This window comes from Mesorhizobium sp. LMG17149, from assembly GCF_024518695.1.
Taxonomy (GTDB): Bacteria; Pseudomonadota; Alphaproteobacteria; order Rhizobiales; family Rhizobiaceae; genus Mesorhizobium.
The window spans coordinates 546493-561066 of the sequence record NZ_JANIFL010000004.1 but is presented as its reverse complement, the minus strand read 5'-3'; the positions used below and the strand labels follow the sequence as shown (position 1 = coordinate 561066).

Sequence of the window (14574 nt, the reverse complement as noted above, 5' to 3'; positions counted from 1 at the left end):
GTTACGGGAGCAATTGCTTGCGCACGGCTGCCACATCGTCGGAGGCGACCGCTGGGGCGGTGTTGCCCCAGCTGGCGCGCACATAGGTCAGGACGTCGGCGACCTCCTGGTCCTTCAGGCGCCAGGCCAGGGACGGCATGGCGGGCGTTGTCGGCGCATCAGCCGTATGCACGGCCTGACTGCCGGCAAGGACGAGCCGGGCCAATGTTTCGGAACTGCCCTGCGCAACGATAGAATTGCCGGCAAGAGAAGGGAAAAGCACGCCTGACCCGGCACCATCTCCACCATGGCAAGCCGAGCAATTGTCGCGATAGATTGCCTCGCCCGCTGCCATCCGTGTCGTGTCAGGCTTTGCCGGTTGGGCGCTATCGACATCCGAGCCCAGGCTCTTGAGGTAGACTGCAACCGCCTTGAGATCGGGATCGGTCATTTTCGACGTTGAGTTCTCGATGGCCTCCGCCATCGGACCAGAGGCAATCGAATGCGCGTTGACGCCGCTCTTGAGGTATTTGACCAGATCCTCTTCCGACCATCTGCCAAGGCCCGATTGCGCATTGTTGGTAATGTCGGGGGCAAACCAGCCTTGCAGGGAGGCGCCTTCCAGGAACTCGCTGTCCTTGTCGGCGCCAAGGAAGGATTTGGGCGTGTGGCAGGTGCCGCAATGTCCTGCACCCTGGACGATATAGCCGCCGCGATTCCACTCCGCCGACTTGGAGGAATCCGGCTGAAAGCTTGCCTCTGTAAAGTTGAGGGCATTCCAGCCCAGCATCGCCAGCCGGATGTTCAATGGAAACGGCAGCTGATTGGCTTCGACCTTGTTCGATATCGATTCAACCGTCGTCAGATAGGCCCACAGGTCGGCGATATCAGCATCGTTCATCCTGGTATAGGCGGGATAGGGCATTGCGGGGTAAAGCCGCACACCATTGTGGCCGACGCCTGATTTCATCATGTTGCGGAAATCGGCTTCCGACCAATTGCCGATGCCCGTCTCGCGGTCAGGCGTTATGTTGGGCGGCACAATCGCGCCGAACGGCGTTTCGAGCGGCAGTCCGCCGGCCAGCGGTTTGCCCCCGGCCTGCGTATGACAGCCTGCGCAGTCGCCGAGCACAGCCTGATACTGTCCACGTATGATCTTGTCCGCCTGGTCGGCACTTCGTGCCGGGCCTGCGGTCAGGGCCGCGGCGCCGATGGCGAGCGCGAGAACGAGCTTGTTCATGCCTGCACCAAGGGTGCACCGGGATTGCGCAGATATTGATTGCGAATGGCATCGGCGGCGCGGAAAGCGAGCGCGCCGACCGTTCCTGTCGGGTTCTTGCCGGCATTCTGCGGGAAGGCCGACGCGCCGATGACGAAGACATTGGGGACGTCCCAGCTTTGGAGGAAGGTGTTGACTGCGCTCTTCTTCGGGTCCGTCCCCATGATGGCGCCGCCCGTATTGTGGGTGCTCTGGTAGGGGACGCTGTCCCAGCCCTTCTTGCGGCGACTGACGGCGTACTGCTTGCCGCCGAGCGCCTTGGCTATTTCTTCCATGCGGTCGCAGACATAGTTCGACATGCGGATGTCGTTGTCGGGAAAGTCGAACGTCATGCGCATCAGCGGCCGACCGAAACGATCCTTGTAGGTCGGGTCGAGGTCGAGGTAGTTGTTGCGCGTCGCGTAGCTGCTTCCCTGGGACGAGTAGCCAAGCGTGCTCTTGTAGCCCTCGACCGTTGCCTTCTTCCAGGCGCTGCCCCATTTCGGCGTGCCGGGCAGGGTCGGCCTGGTTCCGATCGGGCGTCCGTTGGTGGGAATGCAGTTGATGCCGGCGCCGCCGACGAAGTCCAGCGCGCCGTGGTCGAACGCGTCACCATTGTAATCGTCGATCGTCTGGCCGAGCGCGCCGGCGGCGATGAACGGGTTGAAGTTCTTGTCGTCGAAGAACACCTGCACGCCGGCATTGGTCTGGTAGCAGTAATTGCGCCCAACCGTTCCTTCGCCACTGCCGGGGTCGTAGATCTTGCCGATGCCGGACAGCATCATCAGTCGGGCATTGTGCAGGCCGTAGGCGCACAGCAGCACCAGATCGGCCGGCTGGAAGTACTCCTCGCCTGACGTATCGATATAGGTCACGCCGCGCGCCGATTTGCCTCCGGGAGCCAGATCGACATGCAGCACCTCGCTGTCGGTGCGGACCTCGAAATTCGACTTCTTCATCAGCACGGGAAGGATAGTGGTCTGGGCGCTCGACTTCGAATAATTGGCACAGCCGAAGCGTTCGCAGAACCCGCAATAGGTGCATTGACCCATGGCGATGCCGAGCGGGTTGACATAAGCCCGCGACATGTTGGCGGATGGAGTCGGGAAGGGATGCAGGCCGATCGACCGGCCGACCTCGGCAAACAGGGTTGGTGCGTAGGTCATCTGCATCGGCGGGTTCGGGTAATCCCGCGACCTTGGATCCTCGAACGGATTGCCGCCTTCCTGCAACTGTCCCTTGATATTACCGGCCTTGCCCGAGATGCCTGCCAGATACTCGAACTGGTCGTAATAGGGCTCCATCTCCGCGCCGGTCACGCCCCAGTCCTCGACCTGGAGATCGGCGATTCTCGATGCACCGTATTTCTTCGTCAGATTGGTCTTTATCTGAAAATCCGAATCCCAGAACCGCCAGGTGTGGCCGTTCCAGTGGACACCGGCACCGCCGACGCCGTTGCCAGGGAGAAAGGAGCCGAAATCGCGCATCGGCAGCGCCTTCTGCGACGGGTCATTGCGCACCGTCATGGTTTCCACGGTCGGCTGCAGAAAGAGGTCGCGCCGGATGCTGTAACGCAACTCATCCTGCGCATAGCCGATGTTGAAATCGGTTGCCGTATCGCGCCAGGGGCCGCGCTCTATGGCCACAACGTCCAGGCCCTGATCGGTCAATTCGTGAGCCAGAATGGATCCCGTCCAGCCGAGGCCGACGATGACGACGTCCTTGCGAGGCAGTATCTTGGTCATGATCAGGCGCCTTTGCCGAGCCATTCGGGACGCCCGATGATCGAGACAGGCGGCTGAGGGTATGGCTGATTGTGTTTGCTGACATGGTCGCGGTAGTCGTAGCGGGCACCTGGAAAACCAAGCATGCGCCACGAGACCATTTCCTTGTTCCCGCCATAGACGGGGTCGGCAAAGAACCCTTCCATGGTGTTCTGCAGCAGAAGCCCGAAGAAACCCGGCCCCTTGACGCCATTGGGCAGGTCGACTTTCCCAGCCTCCATCGCCGTCAGGAAGGCATCCTGTTCGGCCGGTGCGAGCTCGACGAATGTCTTGCCGTCCCGCTGCTTCAGGAAGGCGTCGATGGCGGCAAGCCCGGTGCGGTAACGCTGCGCCGGATTGGCCTCGCCCTGATAGCCCTGGGTGGGCAGTCCAGGCAGAAACGGGCCTTGCGTGTAAAGCCGGCTCGACGCCCCGAACGCCCCCATCAACTGCCTGTCGATATAGACGGCGCAACCGGCTTCCTTGCCGCCCATGCTGAGCTCGTCGGCCGGAACGATGCGGTCGACGATCGCCTCGACAAGGGCTGCTTCCTGGGCTGAGAAAAAGTGCCAGCCGCCGGCCACGACCTGCGTTGGTGGATCGGATGCCATTGGCGTCCAGGGCAAAGTGCCCGAGAACGATCGCGCAAAACCGGCCGATGTGGCGGTTGCGGTAAACATTGCAACGGACGACAGGAAAAGACGCCGATTCATTCGGACAGGGTTGCGATGGTCCATATTAGGGATCTCGAAAATAAGAGAAAGCGCTCGGGAAGTGATGCCCAAGTAATCATGACAACGATAGTTAGGTTAAGCCGCAGATCGAATGCGGATAGACTGCGAGATGAAAATGACCTCGTCAACCACATCACAAAATCGTTAGCGAGGGTTCGGTCTACTGCCGATCAGCTCTGGTTGTGCTGTTGAAGCCAGATGACTGCCCGGAAGCCGGGCCACGATCCCGCCAAGCATCCGGCCTACCTGCCCGGATGCTGGACCGATAGAAACAGCATCGTGCCATCAGGCATGAATCAGGACCTGCGACTGACCGGCTGGCGTTCGAGGTCGCGGTCAATATCAGGGCGCCACCGCGACGCATCACGCGGCACTCCAGATCCCTTGATCGCACTTGCTCAGCTGGCAAGCAGCCTAAGGAGTTTACGGCCTGGACGACGCCTTATAGACCTGAACAGTCGATGACCTCGAAGAGACGATTGGTTTTTTTGGCGAACTCGGCCTTGAGCTCGAAGGGCGGGCCATGATCGAAGGGGAATGGGCCGGACGTGTCACTGGACTGGGCGATCAGCGCGTCGAGATTGCCATGATGCGGACGCCGGACGGCCACAGCCGGCTCGAACTGTCCCGTTTCGTCACGCCGCCTGTCGTCGCCGATCACCGCAACGCCCCGGTTAACGCCCTGGGCTACCTCCGCGTCATGTTCACCGTGGACGACATTGACGGGACGCTTGAAAGGCTCCGCAATCGCGGTGCGCGGCTCGAAGGCGAAGTCGTCCAGTATAAAGACGTGTATCGGCTATGTTACATTCGAGGGCCTGGAGGGCTTCTCATCGGGCTCGCGCAAGAACTCAGCTGAGCGCAATGCGCTAAGCAGCCTCCCGCTTCGGCACCATCTGCTCATCCATTCCCGGCCGATGGCCCCGCAGATAGAGCGCGCAGGTGGTGCGCAGCATCGACGCAAAGTTCGGGATGGCGCCGTTGATCTCGATGGCTTCGTCATAAAGCTTCGAAATGAATTTTGGCGTCGTCAAATCCTGGTTTTCGGCGATTTCGTCCAGCAAAGCCCAGAATGTCGCTTCGAGCTGGATGCTGGTCGAGTGGCCGTCGATGCGAATCGACCGGTTGATCTGGCGATAGCCTTCGGGATCCTGGCCCGCAAACACCCTGCACATCCGACAAACCTCCCATGATTGTTGGTCTTGGGTGGACGGGCGTGCAGTTTGATACTGCTTGACCTGTCCCCACATGCATTGTCGGGCAAAATTGCCGGTCCGGCAATCGGACTTTCGTCCCGTTCGCGGCTGCGGGCGTGGTAACCGGCTGCCACCACCTTTTGTCCGTGCCGCGCATAATCGCCTCCACACCAGAACGGAGACTGATTTGGCCAAGGCGATCCACAGTATGATCCGGGTTCTCGACGAAGCCCGATCGGTCGATTTCTACAGAAACGCCTTCGGGCTCGATGTCGCCGACAGGCTGGATTTCGAGACATTCACGCTCATTTACCTCAGCAATGCCGAGGCAGGGTTCGAGCTCGAACTGACCGTGAACAAGGATCGGCAGGAGCCTTACGGGCTCGGCGACGGCTACGGTCACCTGGCGGTCTCGGTCGCCGACCTCGACAGCGAACATGACCGTCTCGGCGCGCTTGGCCTCAATCCGAAGAAGATCGTCGAGTTCAACCGCGACGGGTCGCTGATCGCCCGCTTTTTCTTCATCGAGGATCCCGACGGCTACAAGATCGAGGTTCTGCAACGCGGAGGTCGCTTCCAATAGGAGACATCGCAGCCGTCCCCTGACGGGGGCAGCGCGCCAGCAACGGCGTTCTGAAGAGAGCGCACATAGCAAGCAGGGAGGAATAAAATGGTCACGATCTATGACGCGAAGCCCGGGCTGTCCCGTCGCGAGCTTCTCAAACGCGGCGGCATCGGCGCGCTGCTCGTCATCTCAGGCAGCGCCGTCATCAGCCCCGAGCATGCCTGGGGACTGGAGACATCGGCACTCAAGCCCGAAACCATGGCGACGCTGATCCAGATGGCGCGTGACATCTATCCGCACGATCAGGTTCCGGACAAATATTACGCCATTGCCGTGAAAGGCCACGACGAACAGGCCGGCAAGGACGCCGCCTACAAGACTATGCTCGAAGATGGCATCGCCGACCTCGACAAGAAGTCCGGTGACGGCGGCTACCGCGGCCTTGGCTGGGAGGACCAGCGCGTCGCCGTGCTGAAGCAAATCGAGGCGACGCCGTTCTTCCAGGCCATCCGGGGTGGCCTCGTGGTCAGCCTCTACAACCAGAAAGAGGTGTGGCCGATCTTCGGTTACGAGGGCGAGTCCTATTCCAAGGGCGGCTACATCGCGCGCGGTTTCGACGACATCGAGTGGCTCTGAGCCCCGTCGTTCTTGAACCCGCAAACAGAAATCATGGGAGGAAACCATGGCAGCTTCATTTGATCTGAACAACGATGGCGTGGTCGTCATCATCGGCTCGGGCGCCGGCGGCGGCACGCTCGGCAACGAACTCGCCCAGAAGGGTGTCGACGTCGTCATCCTGGAAGCCGGCGCGCGCCACGAATACGAAGACTTCATCAATGACGAGTGGGGTTCGTTCAGCCAGCTCGCCTGGACGGACAAGCGCACCACGTCGGGCGACTGGCGTGTGGCCAAGGACTTTCCCAACCTGCCGGCCTGGATCGTCAAGTCGGTCGGCGGTTCGACCACGCATTGGGCGGGAGCTTCGCTGCGCTTCCAGGAGCATGAGTTCAAGGGGCTGTCGACCTACGGCAAACTGGAAGGCGCCAACCTGCTCGATTGGCCGATCACGCTGGCCGAGATGGAGCCCTACTATGCCAAGGCTGAAGCCAAGATGGGCGTCACCGGCACCAATGACTGGCCGCGGCTGCCGGGCAACAACAATTTCAAGGTGTTGAAGGCCGGCGCCGACAAGCTCGGCTACAAGGAATGCCACACCGGCAACATGGCGATCAACTCGGTCGATCGCGACGACCGCATGTCCTGCCAGCAGACCGGCTTCTGCTTCCAGGGCTGTAAATGGGGCGCCAAATGGTCGACGCTCTACACCGAGATACCCAAGGGAGAGGCGACAGGCCATCTCGAAGTCAGGCCGAATGCCATGGCGATCAAGATCAACCATGACGCCAGCGGAAAGGTGACCGGCGTTGTCTACGCCGACAAAGACGGCAAGCTGCAGGAGCAGAAGGCGCGCATCGTCGCGGTTGCCGGCAATTCGATCGAGAGCCCGCGGCTGCTGCTCAATTCGGAGTCGGGGAAATTCCCCGATGGGCTTGCCAACTCGTCGGGTCAGGTCGGCAAGAACTACATGCGTCACACCACCGGCTCGGTCTATGCCATCTTCGACAGACCGGTGCACATGTATCGCGGCACGACCATGGCCGGCATCATCCGCGACGAGGCGCGGCATGATCCATCGCGCGGTTTCGTTGGTGGCTACGAGTTCGAGACGCTGTCGCTCGGCCTGCCGTTCATGGCCGCATTCCTCGATCCGGGCGCTTGGGGCCGCTCGTTCACCACCGCGCTCGATCACTACGATCACATGGCCGGCCTTTGGATTGTCGGTGAGGACATGCCGCGCGCGGAGAACCGCATCGCGCTGCATGCCGACGAGAAGGATGCGCACGGCATGCCGATCGCCGACGTGCATTTCGACGACCATCCGAACGACACCGCGATGCGTAACCACGCCTACAAGCAGGCTACGGCACTCTATGATGCGGTCGGCGCCACCCGCACCTTCCCGACGCCGCCCTATCCGTCGACCCACAATCTCGGCACCAACCGGATGAGCGAGAAAGCGGAAGACGGCGTCGTCAACAAGCACGGCCAGGCGCACGACATCAAGAACCTGTTCGTGTCCGATGGTAGCCAGTTCACCACCGGTGCCGCCGAAAACCCGACCCTGACGATCGTGTCGCTCGCGATCCGCCAGGCCGACTACATCGCGGCGCAAATGTCGGCCAAGACGATCTAGTCACATCCTCCCGACGGACTGCTGGCGCGGAACCCGCAAGGTTCCGCGCCTTTTTCTTGCCGCCTCACTGCTTGGTGCAGGTCGAGGCGGTGAAGGCGCCGTCGGGCTGCTTCATGATGATGTCGAAGGAGGGCACGGTTTCGCCGTCCAGCGTCGCCTGGGTCAGCGACAGTGAATTGCCGCCGGCGGTATATCCGCCCAGCGGCCCCAGCCACGAGATCACGCCGTTTGCGTCCATTTGGTAGTTGTAGCCCTGCCGCGCGGTGCCGAAGACGCCGAGGCTGGCGTAGACGGGGCCGCTGTAGACGTTCCCCTTGATGGTGATGTCGCCGAGGCTGAGGAACATGCCAAGCAGGTACACTTCGCAATGATAGGCGCCGTCAGGCATCTTGCCGTCGCTGAAATCGGCTCGCGCGGCCACGGTTGCTGCAGCCAGAAACAGTATGCCGATGAAAATACGTGAAATACCTGAAACCATGACGTCGCTCGCTTGAAGGGCGAGCTTGCCCTATTTTTGCACCGCGCCGCAACATCGGTCGCCTGAGGCACTGGTGAGTTCAAAATCTAGGCAGATTTGGTAAATGATCGAAAAATAGGCAGAGGCTGCGCAAGCTGCGCAAAATTCCCTCAATCGATTTCTGGCCACCTCTCTTTGTTTTGTAAGCCCTATATTCCAAGGTGCTGATATCTATAATTTATTTGTGCCCTTTCGGGATTGCCAGAGCGGTTGGCATGGGGGTTGCATTGTAGTGTTGCGGTGCAATCAACTAGCTTGGGAGTCTGTAATATGAGGGGTAATTTCTCGACAATAACAAAAATGTTTTCGGCTGGTGTGGTCGCCGCCGGCCTGTTGACGTCCGCTCCGGCGAAGGCCGCCGACGACACGATCAAGGTCGGCATTCTCCATTCGCTGTCGGGGACCATGGCGATTTCGGAGACGACGCTGAAGGACGCCATGCTGATGCTCATCGATGAGCAGAACGCCAAGGGTGGTCTGCTCGGCAAGAAGCTCGAGGCGGTCGTCGTCGATCCGGCTTCCAACTGGCCGCTGTTTGCCGAAAAAGCGCGCGAACTGATCTCCAAGGATAAGGTCGCGGCGGTGTTCGGCTGCTGGACCTCGGTGTCGCGCAAATCGGTGCTGCCGGTGTTCTCGGAACTCGACAACATCCTGTTCTACCCCGTCCAGTATGAGGGCGAGGAAAGCGAGCGCAACGTGTTCTACACCGGTGCTGCGCCGAACCAGCAGGCCATCCCGGCTGTCGACTATCTGATGAGCGAGGATGGTGGTTCGGTGAAGCGCTGGGTGCTGGAAGGCACCGATTACGTCTATCCGCGCACCACCAACAAGATCCTCGAGGCCTATCTGAAGGCCAAGGGCGTGGCGGCTGAAGACATCATGGTCAATTACACGCCGTTCGGCTTCTCCGACTGGCAGACCGAGGTTTCGGCGATCAAGAAGTTCGGTTCGGCCGGCAAGAAGACCGCCGTCGTCTCGACCGTCAACGGCGATGCCAACGTGCCGTTCTACAAGGAACTCGGCAACCAGGGCATCAAGGCCGAGGACATCCCGGTCATGGCCTTCTCGGTCGGCGAGGAAGAGCTAGCCGGTCTCGACACCGCGCCGCTGGTCGGCCATCTCGCCGCCTGGAACTACTTCGAGAGCGTCGACACGCCCGAGAACAAGAAGTTCATCGCCGACTGGCACAAGTTCATCAAGAACGACAAGCGCACCACCAACGACCCGATGGAAGCCCATTATATCGGCTTCAACATGTGGGTGAAGGCGGTCGAGAAGGCCGGCACCACCGATCCGGACAAGGTCATCGACGCCATGATCGGCGTGTCGGTGCCGAACCTGACCGGCGGCTATTCGACGATGATGCCGAACCACCACATCACCAAGCCGGTGCTGATCGGCGAAATCCAGGCCGACGGCCAGTTCGAAACCGTGTCGCGCACGCCGGGCCTGGTGATGGGTGACGAGTGGTCCGACTATCTGCCTGATTCCAAGGACCTGATCTCCGATTGGCGCGCGCCTCTGTCCTGCGGCAACTTCAATGTTGCCACCGGCAAGTGCGGCGGCAAGGGCACGAACTGATCCTCCCCGGGCTGGACCTTCAGGTCCATGCCCATGACCGCGCGCGTCCGGACGGCTTCCTCCGCCGTCCGGACGCCCACTTCAACCTTCAGGGGTTACCAGAGACCGATGATCTTGATCCGCATGGGTTTGATGCTGTTGTTCCTGCTGGCGACGCTGTCGTCCTCCGGCGCCGGCGAAGCCGATCTGCGCGGCATCATCGCCAAATTCGCCACGGCCAAGGGCTTTTCCGAGATCGGGGCCGTCGTCCACGAACTGGCGGCCGCCGGCGATCCGGCTGTAGAGCGGCCGCTTGCGGCACTTGCCGACGGCAACCTGTATGTCCGCAAGGCTGATTCCCTTGTGTTTGTCGGCAAGGAAGCGGGCGAAAGCGTCCAGCTTTCCGACCCGTTGAGCGGCGAGGCGTCGGGCGAGGCGGCCAAGGACGGCATCACCAAGATCAAGGTCAACAACACGCTGCGTCGCGTCATACGCGATGCGTTGGGCACACTGACGCTCGGCGCCAAGGACCCGGCCGTGCGTGTTGCCGCCGCCGACACCATGTTCAAGACTCCCGACGCCGCAAACATCGGACCGCTCGACACGGCAATCGCCAGTGAGACCGTGGCCAGCGTCAAGGCGCTGCTCGAACAGGCTCGTGCCGCCTCCGTTCTGGTCTCCGACCGGCCCGAAGCCGACAAGCTCGCTGCAATTGCCCTGATCGGCGCGCGTGGCGACCGCGATGCGGTTTCCCTGCTCACCTCGGTCGAGGCGAATTCCACCGACGCGGTCAAGCAAGCGGCGACGACCGCAATCGCCAACATCAATTCGACGCTGGCCTTCTGGGATGCCGGGCAGAACATCTGGTACGGCATCTCGCTGGGCTCGGTGCTGCTGCTGGCGGCAATCGGCCTTGCCATTACCTTCGGCGTCATGGGTGTCATCAACATGGCGCATGGCGAGATGGTCATGCTCGGCGCCTACACGACCTTCGTCGTCCAGCAGGTGATCCGCACCTCCTTTCCCGGCCTGTTCGACTGGTCGCTGGTCATTGCGCTGCCGCTGGCGTTCCTCGTCGCGGCCCTTGTTGGCCTGATCATCGAGCGCGGCGTCATCCGTTTCCTCTATGGCCGGCCGCTTGAAACGCTGCTGGCGACATGGGGCGTCTCGCTGATCCTGCAACAGGCCGTGCGCTCGATCTTCGGGCCGACCAACCAGGAGGTCGGCAACCCATCCTGGATGTCGGGCTCGTTCAATCTCGGCCAGTTGGCGATCACCTGGAACCGGCTGTGGATCCTGGTTTTCGCGCTCGCTGTCTTCGGCATCCTGCTCTACGTGATGAAGCGCACGCCCTGGGGCCTGCAGATGCGCGCCGTCACCGCCAACCGGCGCATGGCCGCCTCGATGGGCATCAGGACGCCATGGGTAGACGCGCTGACCTTCGCGCTCGGCTCCGGCATTGCAGGCATTGCCGGCGTCGCGCTCAGCCAGATCGACAACGTCTCGCCCAATCTCGGTCGCGGCTACATCATCGACAGCTTCATGGTCGTCGTCTTCGGCGGCGTCGGCAATCTGTGGGGCACGCTGGTCGGCGCCTTCTCGCTCGGCATCGTCAACAAGTTCCTCGAGCCCTATGCGGGCGCGGTGCTCGGCAAGATCGTCGTGCTGGTGCTGATCATCCTGTTCATCCAGAAGCGCCCGCGCGGCCTATTCGCGCTCAAGGGCAGGGCGGTGGAAGCATGATCACGGGACGCTTCTTTGCCGCCGGCGCGGACCGCCGCATCGCCATCACGATCTTCATCCTGCTGGCAGTGGCCGTCATCGTGCCGCTGCTCAACGTTGCGGTGTCTCCCACCAGCGCCTTCTACGTCCCTTCCTACATCGTCGCGCTGACAGGCAAATATCTCTGCTATGCGCTGCTCGCCTTGGCGCTTGACCTGGTCTGGGGCTATTGCGGCATCCTCTCGCTCGGTCACGGCGCCTTCTTCGCGCTCGGCGGCTATGCGATGGGCATGTATCTGATGCGCCAGATCGGCTCACGCGGCGTTTACGGCAATCCCATCTTGCCCGACTTCATGGTGTTCCTGAACTACAAGGAATTGCCCTGGTTCTGGTACGGTTTCGACCATTTCTGGTTCGCCGGCCTCATGGTGCTCGCGGTGCCCGGCCTGCTCGCTTTCGTCTTTGGCTGGTTCGCCTTCCGCAGCCGCGTCACCGGCGTCTATCTCTCGATCATCACCCAGGCGATGACCTACGCGCTGCTGCTTGCCTTTTTCCGCAACGACATGGGGTTCGGCGGCAACAACGGCCTGACCGATTTCAAGGATATTCTCGGCTTCAACGTGCAGGCCGACGCGACGCGTTCGGCGCTGTTCGCGGCCAGCGCCGTGATGCTCGCGCTTGCCGTGTTCGTCACCTGGGCGATCGTCGGCTCCAAATACGGCAAGCTCCTGATGGCGGTACGCGATGCCGAGAGCCGCACGCGCTTCCTCGGCTGGCGGGCCGAGAACGTGAAACTGTTCGCCTTCACCGTCTCGGCTGTCATGGCCGGCATAGCCGGCGCGCTCTACGTGCCGCAGGTCGGCATCATCAATCCGGGCGAGTTCGAGCCGGCCAATTCGATTGAAGTCGTCGTCTGGGCGGCTGTCGGCGGGCGCGGCACCATCGTCGGACCGATCATCGGTGCGCTGCTGGTCAACGCCGGCAAATCCTGGTTCACCGGCGTGCTGCCGGAGTTCTGGCTGTTTGCACTGGGCGGGCTGTTCGTCGCCGTCACGCTTTTGCTGCCCAAAGGCATCATCGGCATGTGGGACAGTTGGCGCGGCAACGCCAAGGCGTTGCGGGCAGCTTCGATTGCCGAGGAAGCCGGCAGCGACCCCGACGTTCCGCCGCCGGCGAAAATCGTTCGCAGCGAGGCGAGAAAGCCCGGCGACTGGTCAGCCAGCAACCCCGAACCGCAGCCGGCGGAGTGAGCGACCATGTCAAAGTCGAACACGATCCTTTATCTCGACGGCGTCTCGGTCTCCTTCGATGGTTTTCGCGCCATCAACAATCTGTCGCTGGTGCTCGACAAGGGCGAGATGCGCGCCATCATCGGCCCCAACGGCGCCGGCAAGACGACGATGATGGACATCGTCACCGGCAAGACGCGGCCCGACGAAGGCGACGTGTTCTTCGACGGCCAGGTCGATCTGACCAAGCATGACGAGGCCGAAATCGCCATGATGGGCATCGGCCGCAAGTTTCAGAAGCCGACCGTGTTCGAAAGCCACACGATCGAGGAAAACCTGATGTTGGCGCTGAAGGGACCGCGCTCGATCTTCCCGGCGCTGTTCCATCGCCGCTCGACCGCCGAGACGCGGCAGATCGATGACATCCTCGGCATCATCCGGCTTGGCGACAAGCGTGACGAACTGGCGGCCAATCTGAGCCATGGACAAAAGCAGTGGCTCGAGATCGGCATGCTCCTGGCGCAGGACCCGAAACTGCTTCTGGTCGACGAACCGGTCGCCGGCATGACCGATGCCGAGACCGAGGAGACCGCGCGGCTGCTCAAGGATATTGCCCGCGACCATTCGGTCATCGTCGTCGAGCATGACATGCATTTCGTGCGCGAGCTCGGCGTCAAGGTCACCTGCCTGCATGAGGGCTCGGTGCTCTCGGAAGGCACACTCGATTTCGTGTCGGCCGACGAGCGTGTCGTCGAAGTCTATCTGGGGAGATGAGCATGGTCTGGCGGGTGCAGTTCCATCATTTCGATCTGTCGTTTCTGCGGTTCTGGAAAAGGCGCTGACATGCTCGAAGTTTCCAATGCCACGCTGCACTACGGCGCCGCCCAGGCGCTGCGCGGCGTGTCGCTGAAGGCGGGCGCCGGCAAGATCACCTGCGTGCTCGGCCGCAACGGCGTCGGCAAGACCAGTTTGATGAGATCGATCGTCGGCCACCACCGGCTGACGAGCGGAAGCGTTGCCTTCGAGGGGAAGGCGCTCGACCGGAGCGCGGCGTATGACCGCGCCCGGTCGGGCATCGCATTCGTACCGCAGGGCAGGGAGGTCTTTCCGCTGCTCACCGTGCGGGAGAACCTGGAATCAGGCTTTGCGCCGCTGAAACGGGCCGACCGCAACATTCCGGCGCATGTCTTCGAATTGTTCCCGGTGCTGAAGCAGATGCTCGGCCGCCGCGGCGGTGATCTTTCCGGCGGCCAGCAGCAGCAGCTCGCCATCGGACGGGCGCTGGTGATGCGGCCGAAACTGCTGGTGCTCGACGAGCCGACCGAGGGCATCCAGCCGTCGATCATCAAGGACATCGGCCGCGCCATCCGCTACCTGCGTGACCAGGCCGGCATCGCCGTGCTTCTGGTCGAACAATATCTCGATTTCTGCCGCGAGTTGGCCGACGAGGTCAACATCATGGACCGTGGCGTGATCGTCCATACCGGTCCGGCGGAAGATCTGGACCGTGCTGATGTCAGGAAGTTCCTGACGGTCTAGAATCGCCAACGCACTTCAGTTGACGATCCGAAGTCCTTGGCAAGTCCAGTATTTCTCCGGCCCTGCACCAGCGTCTCTGGTGCATCGGCAGCTGCGTGCTAGTCTTTTCCTAGGCTTTTGTGAGTCGGCCGCTTCCGTACCAGTCTGGTTTATCGCAGATCGAGGAGCACGGCCAATGCCGGGCAAGTTTCACGCAAGCAAGGCTGCCTAGCTTCCCTCCTGCGATCTCTGTCGTTCAAACGCGTTTGGGCACACAGG

General features: G+C 61.7%; 14 protein-coding genes. 9 read left to right on the top strand and 5 right to left on the bottom strand.

Going from position 1 to position 14574, the window contains the following annotated elements; translation table 11 throughout:
* Position 1: 1 nt before the first annotated feature.
* Genes NP945_RS12000 through NP945_RS11990 form a run of 3 tightly spaced genes read right to left on the bottom strand, consistent with a single transcriptional unit; the run spans position 2 to position 3611 of the window.
* On the bottom strand, positions 2-1219 hold the full coding sequence (locus tag NP945_RS12000; RefSeq protein ID WP_256746448.1) for a cytochrome c: 1218 nt from the start codon (positions 1217-1219) through the stop codon (positions 2-4).
* Positions 1216-2982 carry a GMC family oxidoreductase gene (locus tag NP945_RS11995; protein WP_256746447.1) on the bottom strand — a complete coding sequence of 589 codons (1767 nt, stop codon included), beginning with the start codon at positions 2980-2982 and terminating at the stop codon, positions 1216-1218. Before NP945_RS11995 ends, NP945_RS12000 begins: the two co-directional genes overlap by 4 nt.
* A 2-nt stretch (positions 2983-2984) precedes the next feature.
* Positions 2985-3611 (bottom strand): gluconate 2-dehydrogenase subunit 3 family protein, encoded by a 627-nt coding sequence (locus tag NP945_RS11990; protein WP_256746446.1) that lies wholly within the window; start codon positions 3609-3611, stop codon positions 2985-2987.
* Positions 3612-4212: 601 nt separating this feature from the next.
* Here NP945_RS11990 and NP945_RS11985 point away from each other — a divergent pair.
* A complete protein-coding gene (locus tag NP945_RS11985; RefSeq protein ID WP_256746473.1) occupies positions 4213-4593 on the top strand; it encodes a VOC family protein in 381 nt (126 codons plus the stop codon).
* A 10-nt stretch (positions 4594-4603) separates the two neighbouring features.
* Here the strand turns inward: NP945_RS11985 and NP945_RS11980 are convergent, their stop codons facing one another.
* Positions 4604-4909: a ribbon-helix-helix domain-containing protein gene (locus NP945_RS11980; RefSeq protein WP_127268969.1), complete on the bottom strand. Its 306-nt coding sequence runs from the start codon at positions 4907-4909 to the stop codon at positions 4604-4606.
* A 208-nt stretch (positions 4910-5117) separates the two neighbouring features.
* On the opposite strand from NP945_RS11980, the gene NP945_RS11975 reads away from it, so the two are divergent.
* The 3 genes from NP945_RS11975 to NP945_RS11965 all read left to right on the top strand — a co-directional run bounded on the left by NP945_RS11975 (position 5118) and on the right by NP945_RS11965 (position 7749).
* Positions 5118-5513 (top strand): VOC family protein, encoded by a 396-nt coding sequence (locus tag NP945_RS11975; RefSeq protein ID WP_128303577.1) that lies wholly within the window; start codon positions 5118-5120, stop codon positions 5511-5513.
* A gap of 87 nt (positions 5514-5600) precedes the next feature.
* A complete protein-coding gene (locus NP945_RS11970) occupies positions 5601-6131 on the top strand; it encodes a gluconate 2-dehydrogenase subunit 3 family protein (protein WP_127268967.1) in 531 nt (176 codons plus the stop codon).
* Positions 6132-6177: 46 nt separating this feature from the next.
* Positions 6178-7749: a GMC family oxidoreductase gene (locus tag NP945_RS11965; protein ID WP_256746445.1), complete on the top strand. Its 1572-nt coding sequence runs from the start codon at positions 6178-6180 to the stop codon at positions 7747-7749.
* A gap of 64 nt (positions 7750-7813) precedes the next feature.
* Here the strand turns inward: NP945_RS11965 and NP945_RS11960 are convergent, their stop codons facing one another.
* Entirely contained in the window at positions 7814-8227 is a 414-nt protein-coding gene (locus NP945_RS11960) for a hypothetical protein (RefSeq protein WP_256746444.1), read from the bottom strand.
* 309 nt (positions 8228-8536) lie between these two features.
* Between NP945_RS11960 and urtA the strand changes: the two genes are divergently transcribed.
* The 5 genes from urtA to urtE all read left to right on the top strand — a co-directional run bounded on the left by urtA (position 8537) and on the right by urtE (position 14316).
* A complete protein-coding gene (gene urtA, locus NP945_RS11955) occupies positions 8537-9847 on the top strand; it encodes an urea ABC transporter substrate-binding protein (RefSeq protein ID WP_256746443.1) in 1311 nt (436 codons plus the stop codon).
* Between the two features lie 108 nt (positions 9848-9955).
* A complete protein-coding gene (gene urtB, locus NP945_RS11950; protein WP_256746442.1) occupies positions 9956-11569 on the top strand; it encodes an urea ABC transporter permease subunit UrtB in 1614 nt (537 codons plus the stop codon).
* A complete protein-coding gene (gene urtC, locus NP945_RS11945) occupies positions 11566-12798 on the top strand; it encodes an urea ABC transporter permease subunit UrtC (RefSeq protein ID WP_256746441.1) in 1233 nt (410 codons plus the stop codon). The genes urtB and urtC overlap by 4 nt, the downstream gene beginning before the upstream one ends.
* Positions 12799-12804: 6 nt before the next feature.
* Positions 12805-13551: an urea ABC transporter ATP-binding protein UrtD gene (gene urtD / locus NP945_RS11940; RefSeq protein WP_127271299.1), complete on the top strand. Its 747-nt coding sequence runs from the start codon at positions 12805-12807 to the stop codon at positions 13549-13551.
* A gap of 69 nt (positions 13552-13620) precedes the next feature.
* The gene (gene urtE / locus NP945_RS11935) at positions 13621-14316 is read left to right on the top strand and encodes an urea ABC transporter ATP-binding subunit UrtE (protein WP_023813006.1); all 696 of its coding nucleotides are present in this window, start codon (positions 13621-13623) and stop codon (positions 14314-14316) included.
* The last annotated feature ends 258 nt before the right edge of the window (positions 14317-14574 follow it).

Coding starts and splice junctions, on each gene's coding strand:
- urtD (WP_127271299.1), top strand. CDS start 12,805: ATGTCAAAGTCGAACACGATCCTTTATCTCGACGGCGTCTCGGTCTCC.
- urtA (WP_256746443.1), top strand. CDS start 8,537: ATGAGGGGTAATTTCTCGACAATAACAAAAATGTTTTCGGCTGGTGTG.
- NP945_RS11980 (WP_127268969.1), bottom strand. CDS start 4,909: ATGTGCAGGGTGTTTGCGGGCCAGGATCCCGAAGGCTATCGCCAGATC.
- NP945_RS12000 (WP_256746448.1), bottom strand. CDS start 1,219: ATGAACAAGCTCGTTCTCGCGCTCGCCATCGGCGCCGCGGCCCTGACC.
- NP945_RS11965 (WP_256746445.1), top strand. CDS start 6,178: ATGGCAGCTTCATTTGATCTGAACAACGATGGCGTGGTCGTCATCATC.
- NP945_RS11970 (WP_127268967.1), top strand. CDS start 5,601: ATGGTCACGATCTATGACGCGAAGCCCGGGCTGTCCCGTCGCGAGCTT.
- NP945_RS11990 (WP_256746446.1), bottom strand. CDS start 3,611: ATGGCATCCGATCCACCAACGCAGGTCGTGGCCGGCGGCTGGCACTTT.
- NP945_RS11995 (WP_256746447.1), bottom strand. CDS start 2,982: ATGACCAAGATACTGCCTCGCAAGGACGTCGTCATCGTCGGCCTCGGC.
- urtE (WP_023813006.1), top strand. CDS start 13,621: ATGCTCGAAGTTTCCAATGCCACGCTGCACTACGGCGCCGCCCAGGCG.
- urtB (WP_256746442.1), top strand. CDS start 9,956: ATGATCTTGATCCGCATGGGTTTGATGCTGTTGTTCCTGCTGGCGACG.
- NP945_RS11960 (WP_256746444.1), bottom strand. CDS start 8,227: ATGGTTTCAGGTATTTCACGTATTTTCATCGGCATACTGTTTCTGGCT.
- urtC (WP_256746441.1), top strand. CDS start 11,566: ATGATCACGGGACGCTTCTTTGCCGCCGGCGCGGACCGCCGCATCGCC.